A 14,991-nucleotide genomic window follows, 5' to 3' on the forward strand; every position below is an offset into this window, starting at 1 on the left:
GAAGCTAAGCCTCACAGCGCCGATGGTACTGCAGGGGGGACCCTGTGGGAGAGTAGGACACCGCCGGACTCCTTTTAGTCAAAATGGCCACCCATCGTTGGGTGGCCATTTTGCGTTTACACGAAGAGAACAGGGAGCATCATGCCGGAAGAGGAACAGCGCCGTCCGCGTCGCAACGACGACAGTGGATCGCGCGGGAACCGTCCTTCCGGCGCGCGCCCTGACCGCAGCAACCGCGATAGTGCTGCCCCGCGCCGCGAAGGCGGTGGCTACAACCGCGATGGTGGTGCTCCGCGTCGTGAGGGCGGTGGGTACAACCGCGACGGTGCTGCTCCGCGTCGTGAGGGCGGTGGCTACAACCGCGACGGTGGTGCCCCGCGTCGTGAGGGCGGTGGGTACAACCGCGACGGTGGTGCCCCGCGTCGTGAGGGCGGTGGCTACAACCGCGACTCCGCCCCGCGCCGTGATGGTGGTGCCCCGCGTCGTGAGGGTGGCGGCTACAACCGCGATGGTGGTGCCCCGCGTCGTGAGGGTGGTGGCTACAACCGCGACTCCGCTCCGCGTCGTGAGGGCGGTGGCTACAACCGTGACTCCGCTCCGCGCCGTGATGGTGGTGCTCCGCGTCGTGAAGGTGGCGGGTACAACCGTGATGGTGGTGCTCCGCGTCGTGAGGGCGGTGGGTACAACCGTGATGGTGGTGCTCCGCGTCGTGAGGGCGGTGGCTACAACCGTGACTCCGCTCCGCGCCGTGAAGGTGGTGCTCCGCGTCGTGAAGGTGGCGGTTACAACCGTGACTCCGCTCCGCGCCGTGAAGGTGGTGCTCCGCGCCGTGAAGGTGGCGGCTACAACCGTGACTCCGCTCCACGCCGTGAAGGTGCAGCTCCGCGCCGTGAGGGTGGCGGTTACAACCGCGACTCCGCCCCGCGCCGCGAAGGCGGTGCCCCGCGCCGCGAAGGCGCTGCCCCGCGTCGTGAGGGCGGTGGCTACAACCGCGACTCCGCTCCGCGCCGCGAGGGTGGGGACCGTGACCGGTCGCGCTCCTTCCCTCAGCGTGGGGGAGCGAACCGTGAGCGCCCCGCTCAGGCTGCGAACGAGCGTCCGCGGTTCGATGAGCCGCAGATTCCCGACGACGTCACCGCACGCGACCTCAACGGGGCGGCGCGCAACGAGCTCAAGACCCTGAGCAAGGAGAACGCGGAGCACGTGGCGCGTCACCTCGCCATGGCCTCGCGGCTCATCGATGAGGACCCCGCGCTCGCACATGAGCACGCGCTGGCGGCATCTCGACGGGCCGGCCGCATCGCGATCGTGCGCGAGACCCTCGGCATCACGGCATACGCCACGGAGGACTTCGCGCTCGCCCTGCGCGAGCTGCGCACCTACCGCCGCATCTCGGGCAAGGACGATCAGATCGCTCTGATGGTCGACAGCGAGCGTGGCATCGGCCGTTCTGACCGCGCCCTCGAGACCGGCCGCGCCGTCGACCGGTCCGCCCTGGAGACCCCCGTGCGTGTCGCTCTCGCGATTGCGATGTCGGGCGCCCGGCTCGACCAGGGCGATCTCGAACTCGCGCTCGGTGAACTGGAGATCCCCGAACTCGATCCTGATCGCGCGTTCGAATGGAGCCCTGCTCTCTTCGCCGCGCGCGCGGCGGTGCTCGAAGACCTCGGACGCGATGACGAGGCCGCGTTCTGGTCCCATCGTGCCGAGGTCGCCGCGCAGGCGTTGGGCGTCGACGAAGCCGGCGATGAGGAGATCTTCATCGAGGACAGCATGATCGAGGGCGAGTTCCTCGACGACGAGATCGCCGAGCCCACCGCCGAGCCCGCTGCCGAAGAAAGCACGGACGACCAGACCGGCGACGACCCGGCTGAGGACGCCGAGAACGCGGCAGACCTCGACGACTCGGAAGACGCTGCAGTGTCGGACGACGTGTCCGAAGACTCGGAGTCGGATGATCCCGCAGCCGTCGAGCCGACGGTCGAGGACGAGGTGCGCGAGCTCCTCGGTGAGGATGAGACCGACGAGTCGGAGCCGGAGGCGTAGTGGCGTTGTTCTCGCGCAAGCGCCCTTCTCGCACGCCCCTCGACGGGGTGGACACCGTTCTCGCTGATCTCGACGGCGTGGTCTACGCCGGCCCCGGTGCCCTGCCGTTCGCCGTGGACAGCCTGAACCGGGCTGCGGAGTCCGCGCGGCTCGGCTACATCACCAACAACGCGGCTCGCACCGATGCATCCGTCGCCGAGCATCTGAGCAGTCTCGGCCTCCGGGTCGAACCGTCCGACGTGGTCACGAGTCCGCAGGCGGCGATGCGGCTGATGGCGCAGATCCTTCCCGCCCCGGCGACGATCCTGGTCGTCGGAGGCGACGGACTCGTCGACGAGGTGCAGAAGGCCGGCTACACGGTCACGCGCAGTGCAGAGGATTCGCCGAGTGCGGTGGTGCAGGGGTTCGCTCCGGAGGTGGCTTGGACGGACCTCGCCGAGGCTGCGTTCGCGCTCAAGCTCCCCGAGGACGAAGGCGGCATCCCGTGGATCGCCACGAACACCGACTGGACGATCCCGCGCGAACGCGGCGTCGCTCCGGGCAACGGGACGCTGGTCTCGGCGGTGCACACGGCCATCGGCAGACTGGCGACCGTCGCCGGGAAGCCGGAGGCGCCCATCTTCGAAGAGGCGCTCGCCCGATTCGGGGCGAAGAAGGCGCTCTTCATCGGCGATCGTCTCGACACCGACATCATGGGCGCGAGCCGGGTCGGCATCGACTCGGTGCTCGTCCTCACGGGGATCGACCGGCCCAAGCACGTGCTGGCAGCGCCGGAAGGCTCGCGTCCGACATACATCCTGGGCGACCTCCGGGAACTGCACCTCCCGTATCCGGAGGTCATGGAACGTGACGGCGTGTTCCAGGTCAACGGCGCCGCCGTGCGGGTCTCGGGTGCGGATGTCGAGATCGTGTCGGAGTCCGATGCGCAGATCGATCTGCTGCGCGCAGGTGCAGCCGCGATCTGGGCGTCAGGGACTCCGGTGTTCGTGCTGCGCGTTCCGGAACGCCTCTACGACGATCCGTTCCACCGGCCCTGAGAGCCGTCGCGTGGCTTCGTCCGACGTCGAAGGGGCCGCGTACAGTAGAAGCGTGAGCGAAGAGACCGCGAGTGCGCCGACCGACGGCCTGTGGAGCCGCCTGCGCCTGATCGAGGGGCAGCCCCTCCCGGCGCGAGCCGACGCCTACTCGGCCCTGCATGACGAGCTCTCCCGGCGCCTCGAGAGCGGCGCGAAGCTCGATCAACGGGAGACCTCGGGATCCCGATGACGCGACTCGACGCTGCCCTCGCCGCTCGAGGACTCGCCCGTTCGCGCAGCCACGCGGCCACACTCATCTCCGAGGGACTCGTGAGCGTCGACGGCCGTCCGGTCGTGAAAGCATCCACCGCTGTGGGCGACGCTGCGGAGATCACGATCGCCGGCGCCGACCACTACGTCGGACGCGGGGCCCACAAGCTCATCGCGGGTCTCGACGGCTTCAGCATCCCCGTACAGGGACGACTCGTGCTCGACATGGGGGCCTCGACGGGCGGTTTCACCCAGGTGCTGCGTGAGCGCGGGGCACGAAAGGTGCTCGCGGTCGACGTCGGACACGGGCAGCTGGCTCCGTCGATCGCCGCCGATCCCGGGGTCGTGGCCGTCGAGGGCTACAACGTGCGGTACATGACGCCTGAGAACCTCGCTGCCGAGACCGGGGAGGCGGGGACCCCCGACCTCGTCGTCGGCGATCTCTCCTTCATCTCGCTCGAGCTCGTGCTGCCGGCCGTCGCCGGAGTCGCCGCCGCGGGCTCCGACATCCTGCTGCTCGTGAAGCCGCAGTTCGAGGTCGGTCGCACCGCCGTGCGAGGGGGACTGGTCACCGACCCCGCCACACGCGCAGACGCGGTGGCACGGACGGTGTGGAGCGCCTGGGACGCGGGGCTCGGAATGCTCGGCATCCTGCCCTCTCCGATTCTCGGAACTCACGGCAATGCGGAGTATCTCGTGCATCTCGCACCGGGGCGAGGCAGCAATCCGACAGAATGGCTGGACAGCATCAACCGACTGGCAGGAGGACGATGAACGAGCGCAGGATCCTGGTCGTCGCCCATGCCGGCCGCGTCGACACCGTCGAGGCCGCCCGCCGGGTCACCGACGCTCTGCGTGGTGCCGGGGCCCGTCCGGTCCTGGCCGCCGATGACCATGCCGCACTCTCTGCCGTCGATGAGTTCTTCGCCGATGTCGACGTGCTCGGGGAGTCCGCCGACCCGGCGTCCCTCGAGCTGGCGATCGTGCTCGGCGGCGACGGGACGATCCTCCGGGCCGCGGAGCTCGTGCGCGACAGCGGTGCGCCCGTGCTCGGGATCAACATGGGCCATGTCGGATTCCTTGCGGAGATCGACCGCGATGACATGGACGACGCGGTGCGGCGCGTGATCGACCGCGACTACGAGGTCGAAGAGCGACTCGCCCTCTCCGTGAGGGTGAAGGACGCGGCGGGCGCGGTCGTCTACGAGACCTGGGCGCTCAACGAGGCCACGGTCGAGAAGGCCAGCCGCGAGCGGATGATCGAGGTCGTCCTCGAGATCGACGGTCGGCCGTTGTCGAGCTTCGGCTGCGACGGCATGGTGGTGTCGACGCCCACCGGCTCGACCGCATACAACTTCTCCGCCGGAGGCCCGGTCATCTGGCCCAGCGTCGAAGCGATCGCCGTGGTGCCGCTGTCGGCGCACGCGCTGTTCGCCAAGCCCCTCGTCGTCAGCCCCGACGCGTCGGTCGCGATCGAGATGCTCGAACGCACCGACGGCTCGGGCATCCTGTGGTGCGACGGGCGCCGATCGCACGATCTGCCGCCCGGCGCGCGTGTCGTCGTGCGCCGGTCCTCCCGCCCGGTGCGACTGGCGCGTCTGCATCCCACGGCCTTCACCGACCGGCTCGTGCGCAAGTTCCAGCTTCCCGTCGAAGGATGGCGCGGCCAGGAACCGGGGAAGCAGCCATGATCGAGGAGATGCGGATGCAGGGCCTCGGCGTCATCGCCGACGCCGTGCTGCCACTCGGGCCGGGGTTCACCGCGATCACCGGCGAGACCGGTGCAGGCAAGACGATGGTGGTCACCGGGCTCGGTCTGCTGCTGGGGCAGCGGGCGGATTCGGGCGCCGTGCGCGCAGGTGCCTCACAGGCATCGGTGGCCGGCGTTTGGGTCGTTCCCGAACGCGGCGACGTCGCTCAGATCGTCGCGGACGCCGGAGGCGAGCTGGAGCCGGCCGGTGGCGGCAGCGCGGAACTCTACGTTTCGCGCACTCTGAGCGCGGAAGGCCGCAGCCGAGCGAGCGTCGGAGGTCGTGCCGCCCCTGCGGGCGTCCTCTCCTCTCTCGCGGAGGAGCTCGTCGTCGTGCACGGGCAGTCCGAGCAGCTGCGTCTGCGCTCGGCCGCCGCTCAGCGCGACGCCCTCGATCGTTTCGGCGGAGCGCCGATCGCGTCGGCCCTCGAGAAGTACGCCGGGGCCTTCGCCCGCTGGCGCACCCTCGACGCCGAGATCTCGGAGATCACCGAGAACCGCGACCGCCGCGCCGAGGAGGCCGCCCGCCTGCGGGAGGCCCTCGCGCTCATCGAGGCGACGGCGCCGGAGCCGGGGGAGGACGACGACCTGGCCGCCCGTGCCGAGCGCCTCGCGAACGCCGAGGAGCTGCGTCTCGCGGCGTCTCTCGCGCACGGAGCGCTCTCGAACGAGGAGGGCGAGCCGGACGCTTCTGCGCTCGTCGCAGAGGCACGTCGGGTGCTCGAGCGCGCCTCCGATGCGAAGCTCACCGAGATCGGCGAGAGCCTTGCGGACATCGGCTATCGGATCGCCGATGTCGCGGGCGTCCTCTCCGCCTATCTCGCCGATCTCGATGAGACCGGTCCGCACGAGCTCGCCGCAGTGGAAGAGCGCCGCGCGGCTCTGGGAACTCTCATCCGCGCCCACGGCTCGCTCGACGAGGCCCTGGCGCTCTGGCAGACCGGATCGGCCCGTCTGGCCGAGCTCGACGACGACGGAGACCGCATCGAGAGGCTGGTCGCCGAACGCGACGCCGCGCGCGCGGAACTCGACGAGCATGCGGCCGCTCTGACGGCGACGCGCACCGACGCCGCCGTACGCCTCGGCGAGGCGGTGACGGCAGAACTCCACGCACTCGCCATGCCCGATGCGCGACTCGAGGTCGCCGTCTCGGAAGGCGCCGAGACCACGCATGGCCGCGATGACGTCGCGATCCTCCTCGCCCCGCATCCCGGAGCCGAACCGCGCTCCGTCTCGAAGGGCGCCTCCGGAGGCGAGCTGTCTCGGGTCATGCTGGCGATCGAGGTCGTCATCGCCGCGACGGACCCGGTCCCCACCTTCGTCTTCGACGAGGTCGATGCCGGTATCGGCGGGGCCGCGGCCATCGAGGTCGGACGGCGACTCGCCCGACTCGCGGAGAAGTCGCAAGTCATCGCGGTGACGCATCTCGCGCAGGTCGCCGCGTTCGCCAACAATCATCTGTCGGTCGTCAAAGCCAATGACGGCGCGGTCACCGCCTCGAGTGTGCGACGTCTGGAAGGCGGGGAGCGCGAGGCGGAGATGGCCCGTCTGCTCTCGGGACTCGCCGATTCCGACGCCGCGCTGACCCACGCCCGCGAACTTCTCAGCCTCCGCGTCCCCACTGCCTGATAGGATCGAAGCCCGTGATGAACTCTTCTTCTGCGGGACCCAAGAACGACACGACCAAGCACATCTTCGTGACTGGTGGTGTCGTTTCGTCTTTGGGCAAGGGACTGACGGCAGCGAGCCTCGGCAACCTCCTCACCGCCCGCGGTCTGCGGGTCGTGATGCAGAAGCTCGACCCTTATCTGAACGTCGATCCCGGCACGATGAACCCGTTCCAGCACGGTGAGGTCTTCGTCACCGACGACGGTGCGGAGACCGACCTCGACATCGGCCACTACGAGCGCTTCCTCGACATCAACCTGTCTGAGGCGGCCAACGTCACCACCGGACAGATCTACTCGCAGGTGATCGCGCGCGAGCGCCGCGGCGAGTACCTCGGCGACACGGTGCAGGTCATCCCGCACATCACCGACGAGATCAAGCGACGCATGCGTCTGCAGGCCTCGGAGGAGCCGCGCCCCGACGTGATCATCACCGAGGTCGGCGGCACGGTCGGCGACATCGAGTCGCAGCCGTTCCTCGAGTCCGCGCGCCAACTGCGCCACGAACTCGGGCGCGACAGCGTCTTCTTCGTGCATGTCTCGCTGGTGCCGTTCATGGGCGCTTCGGGGGAGCAGAAGACCAAGCCGACGCAGCACTCCGTCGCAGCGCTTCGCCAGGTCGGCATCCAGCCCGACGCGCTGGTGCTCCGCAGCGATCGTCCGGTGAGCGCGAGCAACCGCAACAAGATCGCCCTCATGTGCGACGTCGACGTCGAAGGCGTCATCAACACCGTCGACCTTCCGAGCATCTACGACATCCCCTCGACGCTCAACGAGCAGGGTCTCGACTCCTACATCGTGCGCCGACTCGGGCTGGACCAGAAGGCAGCTGTCGACGTCGACTGGACACGCTGGAGCAAGGTGCTGCACGCGGTCCACAACCCCAAGCACGAGGTCACGATCGGGCTCGTCGGCAAGTACATCGACCTGCCTGACGCCTACCTCTCGGTGACCGAGGCTCTCAAGGCCGGTGGATTCGCGCAGGAGACCAAGGTCAATATCCGCTGGATCCCCTCGGACCTGTGCGAGACGCCCGAGGGCGCCCAGGAGCAGCTGGCAGAGCTCGACGGCATCTGCGTGCCCGGCGGCTTCGGCATCCGCGGGATCGAAGGCAAGCTGGGTGCGCTGAAGTTCGCGCGCGAGCAGGGCATCCCGACCCTGGGCCTCTGCCTCGGACTGCAGTGCATGGTCATCGAGTACGCCCGCGACGTGGCCGGTATCGCCGGAGCCTCCTCCAGCGAGTTCGACCCGGCGACGGCCGAGCCCGTCATCGCGACGATGGCGGAGCAGGTCGACATCCTCGACGGGGGCGACCTCGGCGGCACGATGCGGCTGGGGCTGTACCAGGCCGCTCTGGCGGAGGGATCCCTGGCGCGCGAGCTCTACGGCACTCCCGTGGCATCGGAGCGGCACCGTCACCGCTACGAGGTCAACAACGCCTACCGCGACCGTCTGACGGACGCCGGCCTGGTGTTCTCGGGCCTCAACCCCGAGCTCGACCTGGTGGAGTACGTCGAGCTGCCGCGCGACGTGCACCCGTACTACATCGCCACCCAGGCCCACCCGGAGCTGCGGTCTCGTCCGACGGCCCCGCACCCGCTGTTCCGCGGGCTCGTGGGTGCCGCGATCGAGCGTCACCGGGCGAGCGAGCTGTTCGATGTGAGCGATGACGTCACGGCCGATGCCTGAGCCCATCGAACCCCTCCGGGACGAGCCGTTCGAGCCGGAGGTCCTCCAGAGCGACCTCGTCTACGAGGGCAGGGTCTGGGACGTGCGCTCCGACCGCGTCCGGTACGGCGACGGTGAGATCGTCCGTCAGTACGTCGACCACACCGGCGCGGTGGCGATCGTCGCGCTCGACGGCGAGGGGCGGGTGCTTCTGATCCAGCAGTATCGGCATCCGATCCGACACCGCGACTGGGAGCTGCCGGCCGGTCTTCTCGATATCGAAGGCGAGGAGCCGCTCGAGGCCGCTCGCCGCGAGCTCGCCGAAGAGGCGGATCTGGTTGCGACCCACTGGGAGCCCCTGGTCTCGTCGTGGACGACGCCGGGTGGGAACGACGAGATCATCCACGTCTTCCTCGCCACGGGCGTCGAACCGGCGGACGCCACGCACGACCGCGAAGACGAGGAAGCGGACATCCGCGTCGAATGGGTGCCGCTGGCGGATGCCGTCAGCGCCGTGCTCGACGGACGCATGCGCAACGGCATCCTCGCCATCGGTGTCCTCGCGGCGTCGCAGAGGCTCCGCGACCGGGTCTGAGGGATGCTGCTCGAGCGCGCTCTCGACGCCTACCTGCGTCATGTCACGGTCGAGCGCGGCCTGAGTGCCCACACGATCGCGGCATACCGACGCGACCTCGAGGGATACCGGGAGTGGCTCATCGCAGCGGGCATCGCCGACACCGCGGAGGTGACCCCGGCGGTGATCGACCGCTTCATCGCCGAGCGTGCGTCCGCGGAGCCGGCTCCGGCCTCGACGAGTCTCGCCCGCCTGCAGTCCTCCGTCCGGGGGTGGCATCGGTTCCTCGCACGCGAAGGGATCGAAGCCGACGATCCGAGCGCCCGGCTCCGTCCGCCGAAAGCACCGCAGCGGCTTCCCAAGGCGCTGACCATCGATCAGGTCGAGCGACTGCTCGGCGCACCGTCGTCGGAGGAGCCCCTCGGCATCCGCGACCGCGCGCTGCTGGAGCTGCTCTACGCGACCGGCGCGCGCGTATCCGAGGCGATCGGGCTCGATGTGGACGACCTGGCTCACGGCGACGTCCTCCGGCTGCGTGGCAAGGGGTCGAAGGAGCGCATCGTGCCGGTCGGGTCCTACGCGCGTGCCGCCGTCGACGCCTACCTGACCCGCGTCCGTCCCGGACTCGCAGCGAAGGGGCGGGCGTCCGCGCGGCTGTTCCTCGGCGCACGCGGGGCTCCCCTCTCGCGGCAGAGCGCGTGGCTCGTCATCCGTGAAGCCGCCGAGCGCGCGCAGATCACGGTGGCGGTCTCGCCGCACACCCTGCGGCACTCGTTCGCGACGCACCTGCTGCAGGGCGGCGCCGACGTCCGCGTCGTGCAGGAGCTCCTGGGGCACTCCTCGGTCGCGACCACCCAGATCTACACGCACGTCTCGGTCGACGCGCTCCGCGACATCTATGCGACGTCGCATCCGCGTGCCCGCTGACATCCCGGTCTCGGGAGAGTCTCCCTGCCGCGTGCCGAGGCGGCTGAGGAACGGCCCTGCCGGTACAATCGACCAAGCACGAAGGAGCAGGAGAACCGGTGGCTGAGAAAGTGGCGAAGTCCAGGGCGAAGGCGCAGAAGGCCGACGAGACCCCCATGGGACCCACCGGCCGCCCCTATCACGGGTTCCCGATCCCCGAACCGTTGAAGTCCCACGGTCCGGCGCGCATCATCGCGCTGTGCAACCAGAAGGGCGGCGTCGGCAAGACGACGACCTCCATCAACCTGGCCGCAGCTCTCGCGGAGTACGGCCGGAAGGTGCTCGCCGTCGACTTCGACCCGCAGGGCGCTCTGTCCGCGGGGCTCGGCATCCCGACGCACGACGTGCCGACGATCTACGACCTGCTGCTGGACACCAAGCGCGATGCCCACGACGCCATCGTGCACTCGAGCGTCGAGGGCCTCGACGTGATGCCGGCGAACATCGACCTCTCCGCCGCCGAGGTGCACCTGGTCAACGAGGTCGCCCGCGAGACGATCCTCGCCCGGGTCCTGCGCCAGGTGGCGGGGGAGTACGACGTCATCCTCATCGACTGCCAGCCGTCGCTCGGCATCCTCACCGTCAACGCGCTGACCGCGGCGCACGGCGTGATCATCCCGCTCGAGTGCGAGTTCTTCGCCCTGCGCGGCGTGGCTCTGCTGATCGAGACCATCGACAAGGTCCGCGACCGGTTGAACCCGTCGATCACCATGGACGGCCTCCTCGCGACCATGTACGACCCGCGCACGCTGCACTCGCGCGAGGTCCTCGAGCGCGTCGTCGAAGCCTTCGGCGACGATGTGCTGGAGACCGTGATCGGACGCACCGTGAAGTTCCCCGATGCCTCGGTCTCAGGTGTGCCCATCACCGAGTTCGCCCCCGAGCACGCCGCCGCTCAGGCGTACCTGCGGCTGGCGCGGGAGCTGGTCGCCCGTGGCGCCGTCGCCTAGCGAAGGACCTGTCGACGCGTCGCTCGCCGAGAGCGCTGGCGATGCGGCATCCGAGGAGAGCGCCGGTTTCCGGGTCTCGCTGTCGAACTTCGACGGCCCGTTCGACCTGCTGCTGAACCTCATCTCGAAGCACGAGATGGACATCACCGAGGTGTCGCTGAGTGCGGTCACCAACGAGTTCATCGCTTACCTCGGCGAACTCGACGATGATGAAGACCTCGATCAGGCCTCTCAGTTCCTCGTCGTGGCCGCGACCCTGCTCGACATGAAGGTCGCCGGGCTCCTGCCACAGGGTGAGCTGGTGGATGCCGAAGCCGTGGCGCTGCTCGAGGCCCGCGACCTGCTGTTCGCGCGCCTGTTGCAGTACCGCGCGTTCAAGGAGGTGTCGGCCTGGTTCGCCCGCTGCCTGCAGCGCGAGGACCGCCGTCACGTCCGAGCCGTCCGGCTCGAGGAGAAGCACCGGCGCCAGACGCCCGAGCTCGTCTGGTCGCTGAGTGCTGATGACTTCGCGGCCCTCGCCCTGCTGGCGTTCGCGCCGAAGGAGATCCCGCACGTCGGCCTCGATCACCTGCACGCCCCGCTGGTCAGCATCCGCGAGCAGGCCGCGATCGTCGTGACGCTGCTGCGCGGCACCGAGTCGGTGAGCTTCCGCGAGCTCGTCGCGGGAGTGACCGAGCCGGGCATCGTCGTGGCGCGGTTCATCTCGGTGCTGGAGCTCTATCGCCACGCGGCGCTGTCGTTCGAACAACTGGAACCACTCGGCGAGCTGACGCTGCGCTGGGCCGCCGACTCCTGGTCGGATGAGACACTCGCGACCCTGGGGGCCGACTATGACCGATGACGTGACCGAGGCCGTGGACGATGCGGTCACCGAGATCCCGCTCGCGGAGCGGATCGAGGCGATCCTGTTCATCGTGGACGAGCCGATCGGTCTCGTCGCCCTCGCCGCCGCGGTGAGCTCCCCGGTCCCCGCCGTGCGGCAGACGCTGGAGGCCCTCGTCGAGGACTACGACGGCCGTGGCAAGGGGCCTCGTCGTGGCTTCGAGCTGCGGGAGGTCGGCGGCGGGTGGCGTCTGTACGTCCGCGAAGACCTCGACGCCGTGGTGGCGGAGTTCGTCGGCGGGCAGGCGCCCGCGCGGCTATCGCAGGCCGCGCTCGAGACACTGGCCGTGATCGCCTACAAGCAGCCGGTGACCCGCAGCCAGGTGGCCTCGATCCGTGCGGTGAACGTGGACTCGGTCGTCCGCACGCTCCTCGCTCGCGGTCTGATCACCGAGCTGTTCGCCGACTCCGAGACGGGCGCGATCAACTACGGCACGACCGACGCGCTCCTGCAGCACCTGGGCATCAACTCGCTCGACGAGCTGCCTCCGATCTCCCCGCTCCTCGATGACGGGGCAGACGGTTTCGACGAAGGGACCATCCGATGACCGGCTTCGACGCCTCGACAGACTCCGAGGGCGCGCCCGAGGGAGTGCGCCTGCAGAAGGTGCTCGCCGGCGCCGGGGTGGCATCGCGCCGTGTCGTGGAGCAGTACATCACGGAGGGGCGCATCCGCGTCAACGGCGTCGTGGTCTCCGAGCTCGGTCGGCGGATCGATCCGGAGCACGACCTCGTCGACGTCGACGGCACCGCCGTGCAACTCGACGTCTCGAAGCGCTACGTCATGCTCAACAAGCCCACCGGCGTGGTCAGCAGCATGAAGGACGAGAACGGCCGACCCGATCTGCGTCGTTTCACCGAGGAGTTCGAGGAGCGCCTCTACAACGTCGGCCGTCTGGATGCCGAGACGAGCGGACTGCTCATCCTCACCAACGACGGCGCGCTCGCCCACGTGCTGGCGCACCCGTCGTTCGGGGTGACCAAGGTGTACATCGCCAAGGTCGAGGGCACGGTGCTGCCCCAGACGATCTCGAAGCTCACGAAGGGCATCGAGCTCGACGACGGCCCGATCGCGGCCGACAAGGCGCGGCTGCTGGACACCTCGCGCGGGTCGAGCCTCGTCGAGCTGACCCTGCACTCGGGGCGCAACCGCATCGTGCGCCGGATGCTCGCTGCGGTCGGTCACCCGGTCACCGAACTGGTCCGTCGGCAGTTCGGCCCGCTCCACCTGGGAACCCTCCCGGCGGGGAAGACACGGGAACTGAGTAAAATCGAACTCGGCGCGCTTTTGACCCTGTCGCGCCGTGATTCCGGTGTCGCCGAGGCGCCAGGCGAGCAGGAGAACGAATGACCGATACGACGAGTGCGCCCACGGGGCGGAGAGCGGGCCTCGTCGCGCCGCGCCTCTCCGGCACCGTCCGCATCGTCGGCGCCGGGCTCCTCGGTGCGAGCATCGGCCACGCCCTTCGCGCGAAGGGTGTCGACGTCGTCCTGACCGACGCCTCGCCCGCGCAGCTGCGTCTCGCCGTCGACTACGGCGCCGGACGCCTCGCTGCGACCGATGACTCGCCCTCGCTGATCGTCGTCGCCGTCCCGCCCGACGTCACGGCCGACGTCATCCAGACCGAGCTCGAGACCTTCCCGGCAGCGGTCGTCACCGATGTCGCGAGTGTGAAGCTCGAGCCGTACCGCACGCTCCGGGCGCGCGGCGTCGACCTGACCCGCTACATCGGCTCGCACCCGCTCGCCGGTCGGGAGCGCGGTGGCGCGATCTCGGCCCGCGCCGACCTCTTCATCGGCCGACCGTGGGTCGTGTGCCGGGACGAGGAGACCAAGGCTTCCGACCTCGCCCTCGTCGAAGCTCTCGCGCTCGACGTGGGCGCGATGCCGCTCGAGATGACGCCGGAGGAGCACGACCGCTCGGTCGCGCTCACCTCGCACGTGCCCCAGGTGGTCGCGAGTCTGCTGGCCGGACGGCTGGCGGATGCCGAGGAGGGCTCTCTCCGCCTCGCGGGGCAGGGCATCCGCGACACGACCCGCATCGCGGCATCCGCTCCGGAACTCTGGGTCCAGATCCTCGGGGCGAACGCCGGCCCCGTGGTCGAGATCCTCGACGCCCTCGCCTCCGACCTCGGCGAGATCTCCGACGCGCTGCGTGAGCCCGGCGCCCCCGGGGCTCGCCGCATCGTCGCGGAGACGATCCGTCAGGGCAACGACGGCGTCGAACGGCTTCCCGGAAAGCACGGGCAGAACCAGCGCTTCGAATCGCTCGTGGTCATGATCGACGACACCGCCGGGCAGCTCGGACGCCTGTTCGGCGAGCTCGGCGAACTCGGCGTCAACGTCGAAGACCTCCGCCTTGAGCACTCACCCGGCGCCCAGTTCGGCCTGGCCGAGATCAGCGTCGACCCGGCCGCGCTGCACGGCGCGATCACGGGACTCCAGGAACGCGGCTGGCGGATTGCGGGGAACACCAATGACTGACACATCCACCCCCTCGGCCACTCCGGCACCCGCGATCGACGCGAGGAAGTTCATCGCGATCGACGGACCGGCGGGCTCCGGCAAGTCCAGCGTGTCGAAGGCCGTCGCCCGCACGCTCGGCTTCGGATACCTCGACACCGGATCCGCGTACCGCGCGCTCGCCTGGCACGTGCTCGACCGCGGTGCGGACACCGACGATTCCGATGCCGTGCGAGCCGCGGCATCAGACTTCCCGGTTCGGCTGGGGCTCGACCCCGACGACCGCACGGTGCGCGTCGGCGACGTCGAGATCACCGAAGCGATCCGTGAGCCGCGCGTGTCCGGTGCCGTGAGCGGCGTGGCCCGGGTTCCCGAAGTGCGCGCGCAGGTGAACGAGCTGTTCCGCACGCTCGTCGCCGAGTCGTCGTACCCCGCTGTCGTCGTCGAGGGCCGTGACATCACGACCGTCGTCGCTCCGGACGCCCCCGTACGGATCCTGCTCACCGCGGCCCCCGAAGTCCGGGCCGCTCGACGTGCCGGCGAACTCGCCGGTGAGAACGCGGCAGCTGTCGCCGCGGCGCTGCACAAGCGCGACGCCTCAGACAGCGCCGTCGTCGACTTCCTCAACGCCGCAGAAGGCGTCGAGGTCGTCGACTCGACGGAACTCGATTTCCCCCAGACCATCGATGCCGTACTCACGGTGATCGAACAACTCCGAGGAGCACACCGTGGCTGACGA

Annotated in this window: 16 protein-coding genes; all 16 read left to right on the forward strand. The window is 69.7% G+C overall.

The window, feature by feature from the left end:
• The first annotated feature begins 184 nt into the window (after positions 1–184).
• Positions 185–1,183, forward strand: coding sequence for a hypothetical protein (locus CQ045_RS18690; protein WP_146115265.1), 999 nt, complete (start codon positions 185–187; stop codon positions 1,181–1,183).
• Positions 1,184–1,203: 20 nt separating this feature from the next.
• Positions 1,204–2,046, forward strand: coding sequence for a hypothetical protein (locus CQ045_RS17080; protein WP_258131138.1), 843 nt, complete (start codon positions 1,204–1,206; stop codon positions 2,044–2,046).
• The gene (locus CQ045_RS17085) at positions 2,046–3,083 is read left to right on the forward strand and encodes an HAD-IIA family hydrolase (RefSeq protein ID WP_105725933.1); all 1,038 of its coding nucleotides are present in this window, start codon (positions 2,046–2,048) and stop codon (positions 3,081–3,083) included. Before CQ045_RS17080 ends, CQ045_RS17085 begins: the two co-directional genes overlap by 1 nt.
• A gap of 52 nt (positions 3,084–3,135) precedes the next feature.
• On the forward strand, positions 3,136–3,312 hold the full coding sequence (locus CQ045_RS18905) for a hypothetical protein (protein ID WP_181156626.1): 177 nt from the start codon (positions 3,136–3,138) through the stop codon (positions 3,310–3,312).
• On the forward strand, positions 3,309–4,106 hold the full coding sequence (locus CQ045_RS17090) for a TlyA family RNA methyltransferase (protein ID WP_105725935.1): 798 nt from the start codon (positions 3,309–3,311) through the stop codon (positions 4,104–4,106). The genes CQ045_RS18905 and CQ045_RS17090 overlap by 4 nt, the downstream gene beginning before the upstream one ends.
• Positions 4,103–5,023 carry an NAD kinase gene (locus CQ045_RS17095; RefSeq protein ID WP_105725937.1) on the forward strand — a complete coding sequence of 307 codons (921 nt, stop codon included), beginning with the start codon at positions 4,103–4,105 and terminating at the stop codon, positions 5,021–5,023. The genes CQ045_RS17090 and CQ045_RS17095 overlap by 4 nt, the downstream gene beginning before the upstream one ends.
• Positions 5,020–6,711 carry a DNA repair protein RecN gene (recN, locus tag CQ045_RS17100; RefSeq protein ID WP_105725939.1) on the forward strand — a complete coding sequence of 564 codons (1,692 nt, stop codon included), beginning with the start codon at positions 5,020–5,022 and terminating at the stop codon, positions 6,709–6,711. Before CQ045_RS17095 ends, recN begins: the two co-directional genes overlap by 4 nt.
• Positions 6,712–6,728: 17 nt before the next feature.
• Entirely contained in the window at positions 6,729–8,438 is a 1,710-nt protein-coding gene (locus CQ045_RS17105) for a CTP synthase (RefSeq protein WP_105725941.1), read from the forward strand.
• Positions 8,431–9,012, forward strand: a complete 582-nt coding sequence (locus tag CQ045_RS17110) for an NUDIX hydrolase (protein ID WP_105725943.1) — start codon at positions 8,431–8,433, stop codon at positions 9,010–9,012. Before CQ045_RS17105 ends, CQ045_RS17110 begins: the two co-directional genes overlap by 8 nt.
• Before the next feature lie 3 nt (positions 9,013–9,015).
• On the forward strand, positions 9,016–9,918 hold the full coding sequence (gene xerD / locus CQ045_RS17115) for a site-specific tyrosine recombinase XerD (RefSeq protein ID WP_105725945.1): 903 nt from the start codon (positions 9,016–9,018) through the stop codon (positions 9,916–9,918).
• A gap of 155 nt (positions 9,919–10,073) precedes the next feature.
• Entirely contained in the window at positions 10,074–10,907 is an 834-nt protein-coding gene (locus tag CQ045_RS17120; protein WP_181156631.1) for a ParA family protein, read from the forward strand.
• Entirely contained in the window at positions 10,891–11,748 is an 858-nt protein-coding gene (locus tag CQ045_RS17125; protein WP_105725947.1) for a ScpA family protein, read from the forward strand. The genes CQ045_RS17120 and CQ045_RS17125 overlap by 17 nt, the downstream gene beginning before the upstream one ends.
• Positions 11,738–12,337, forward strand: a complete 600-nt coding sequence (gene scpB, locus CQ045_RS17130) for an SMC-Scp complex subunit ScpB (RefSeq protein ID WP_105725949.1) — start codon at positions 11,738–11,740, stop codon at positions 12,335–12,337. Before CQ045_RS17125 ends, scpB begins: the two co-directional genes overlap by 11 nt.
• Entirely contained in the window at positions 12,334–13,140 is an 807-nt protein-coding gene (locus tag CQ045_RS17135; protein ID WP_105725951.1) for a pseudouridine synthase, read from the forward strand. Before scpB ends, CQ045_RS17135 begins: the two co-directional genes overlap by 4 nt.
• Positions 13,137–14,273 (forward strand): prephenate dehydrogenase, encoded by a 1,137-nt coding sequence (locus CQ045_RS17140; RefSeq protein WP_105725953.1) that lies wholly within the window; start codon positions 13,137–13,139, stop codon positions 14,271–14,273. The genes CQ045_RS17135 and CQ045_RS17140 overlap by 4 nt, the downstream gene beginning before the upstream one ends.
• Positions 14,266–14,988, forward strand: a complete 723-nt coding sequence (gene cmk / locus CQ045_RS17145) for a (d)CMP kinase (RefSeq protein ID WP_105725955.1) — start codon at positions 14,266–14,268, stop codon at positions 14,986–14,988. Before CQ045_RS17140 ends, cmk begins: the two co-directional genes overlap by 8 nt.
• Positions 14,989–14,991 lie beyond the last annotated feature (3 nt).

Origin of the sequence: Microbacterium sp. MYb66 (genome assembly GCF_002979435.1) — a bacterium.
Classification (GTDB): domain Bacteria; phylum Actinomycetota; class Actinomycetes; order Actinomycetales; family Microbacteriaceae; genus Microbacterium.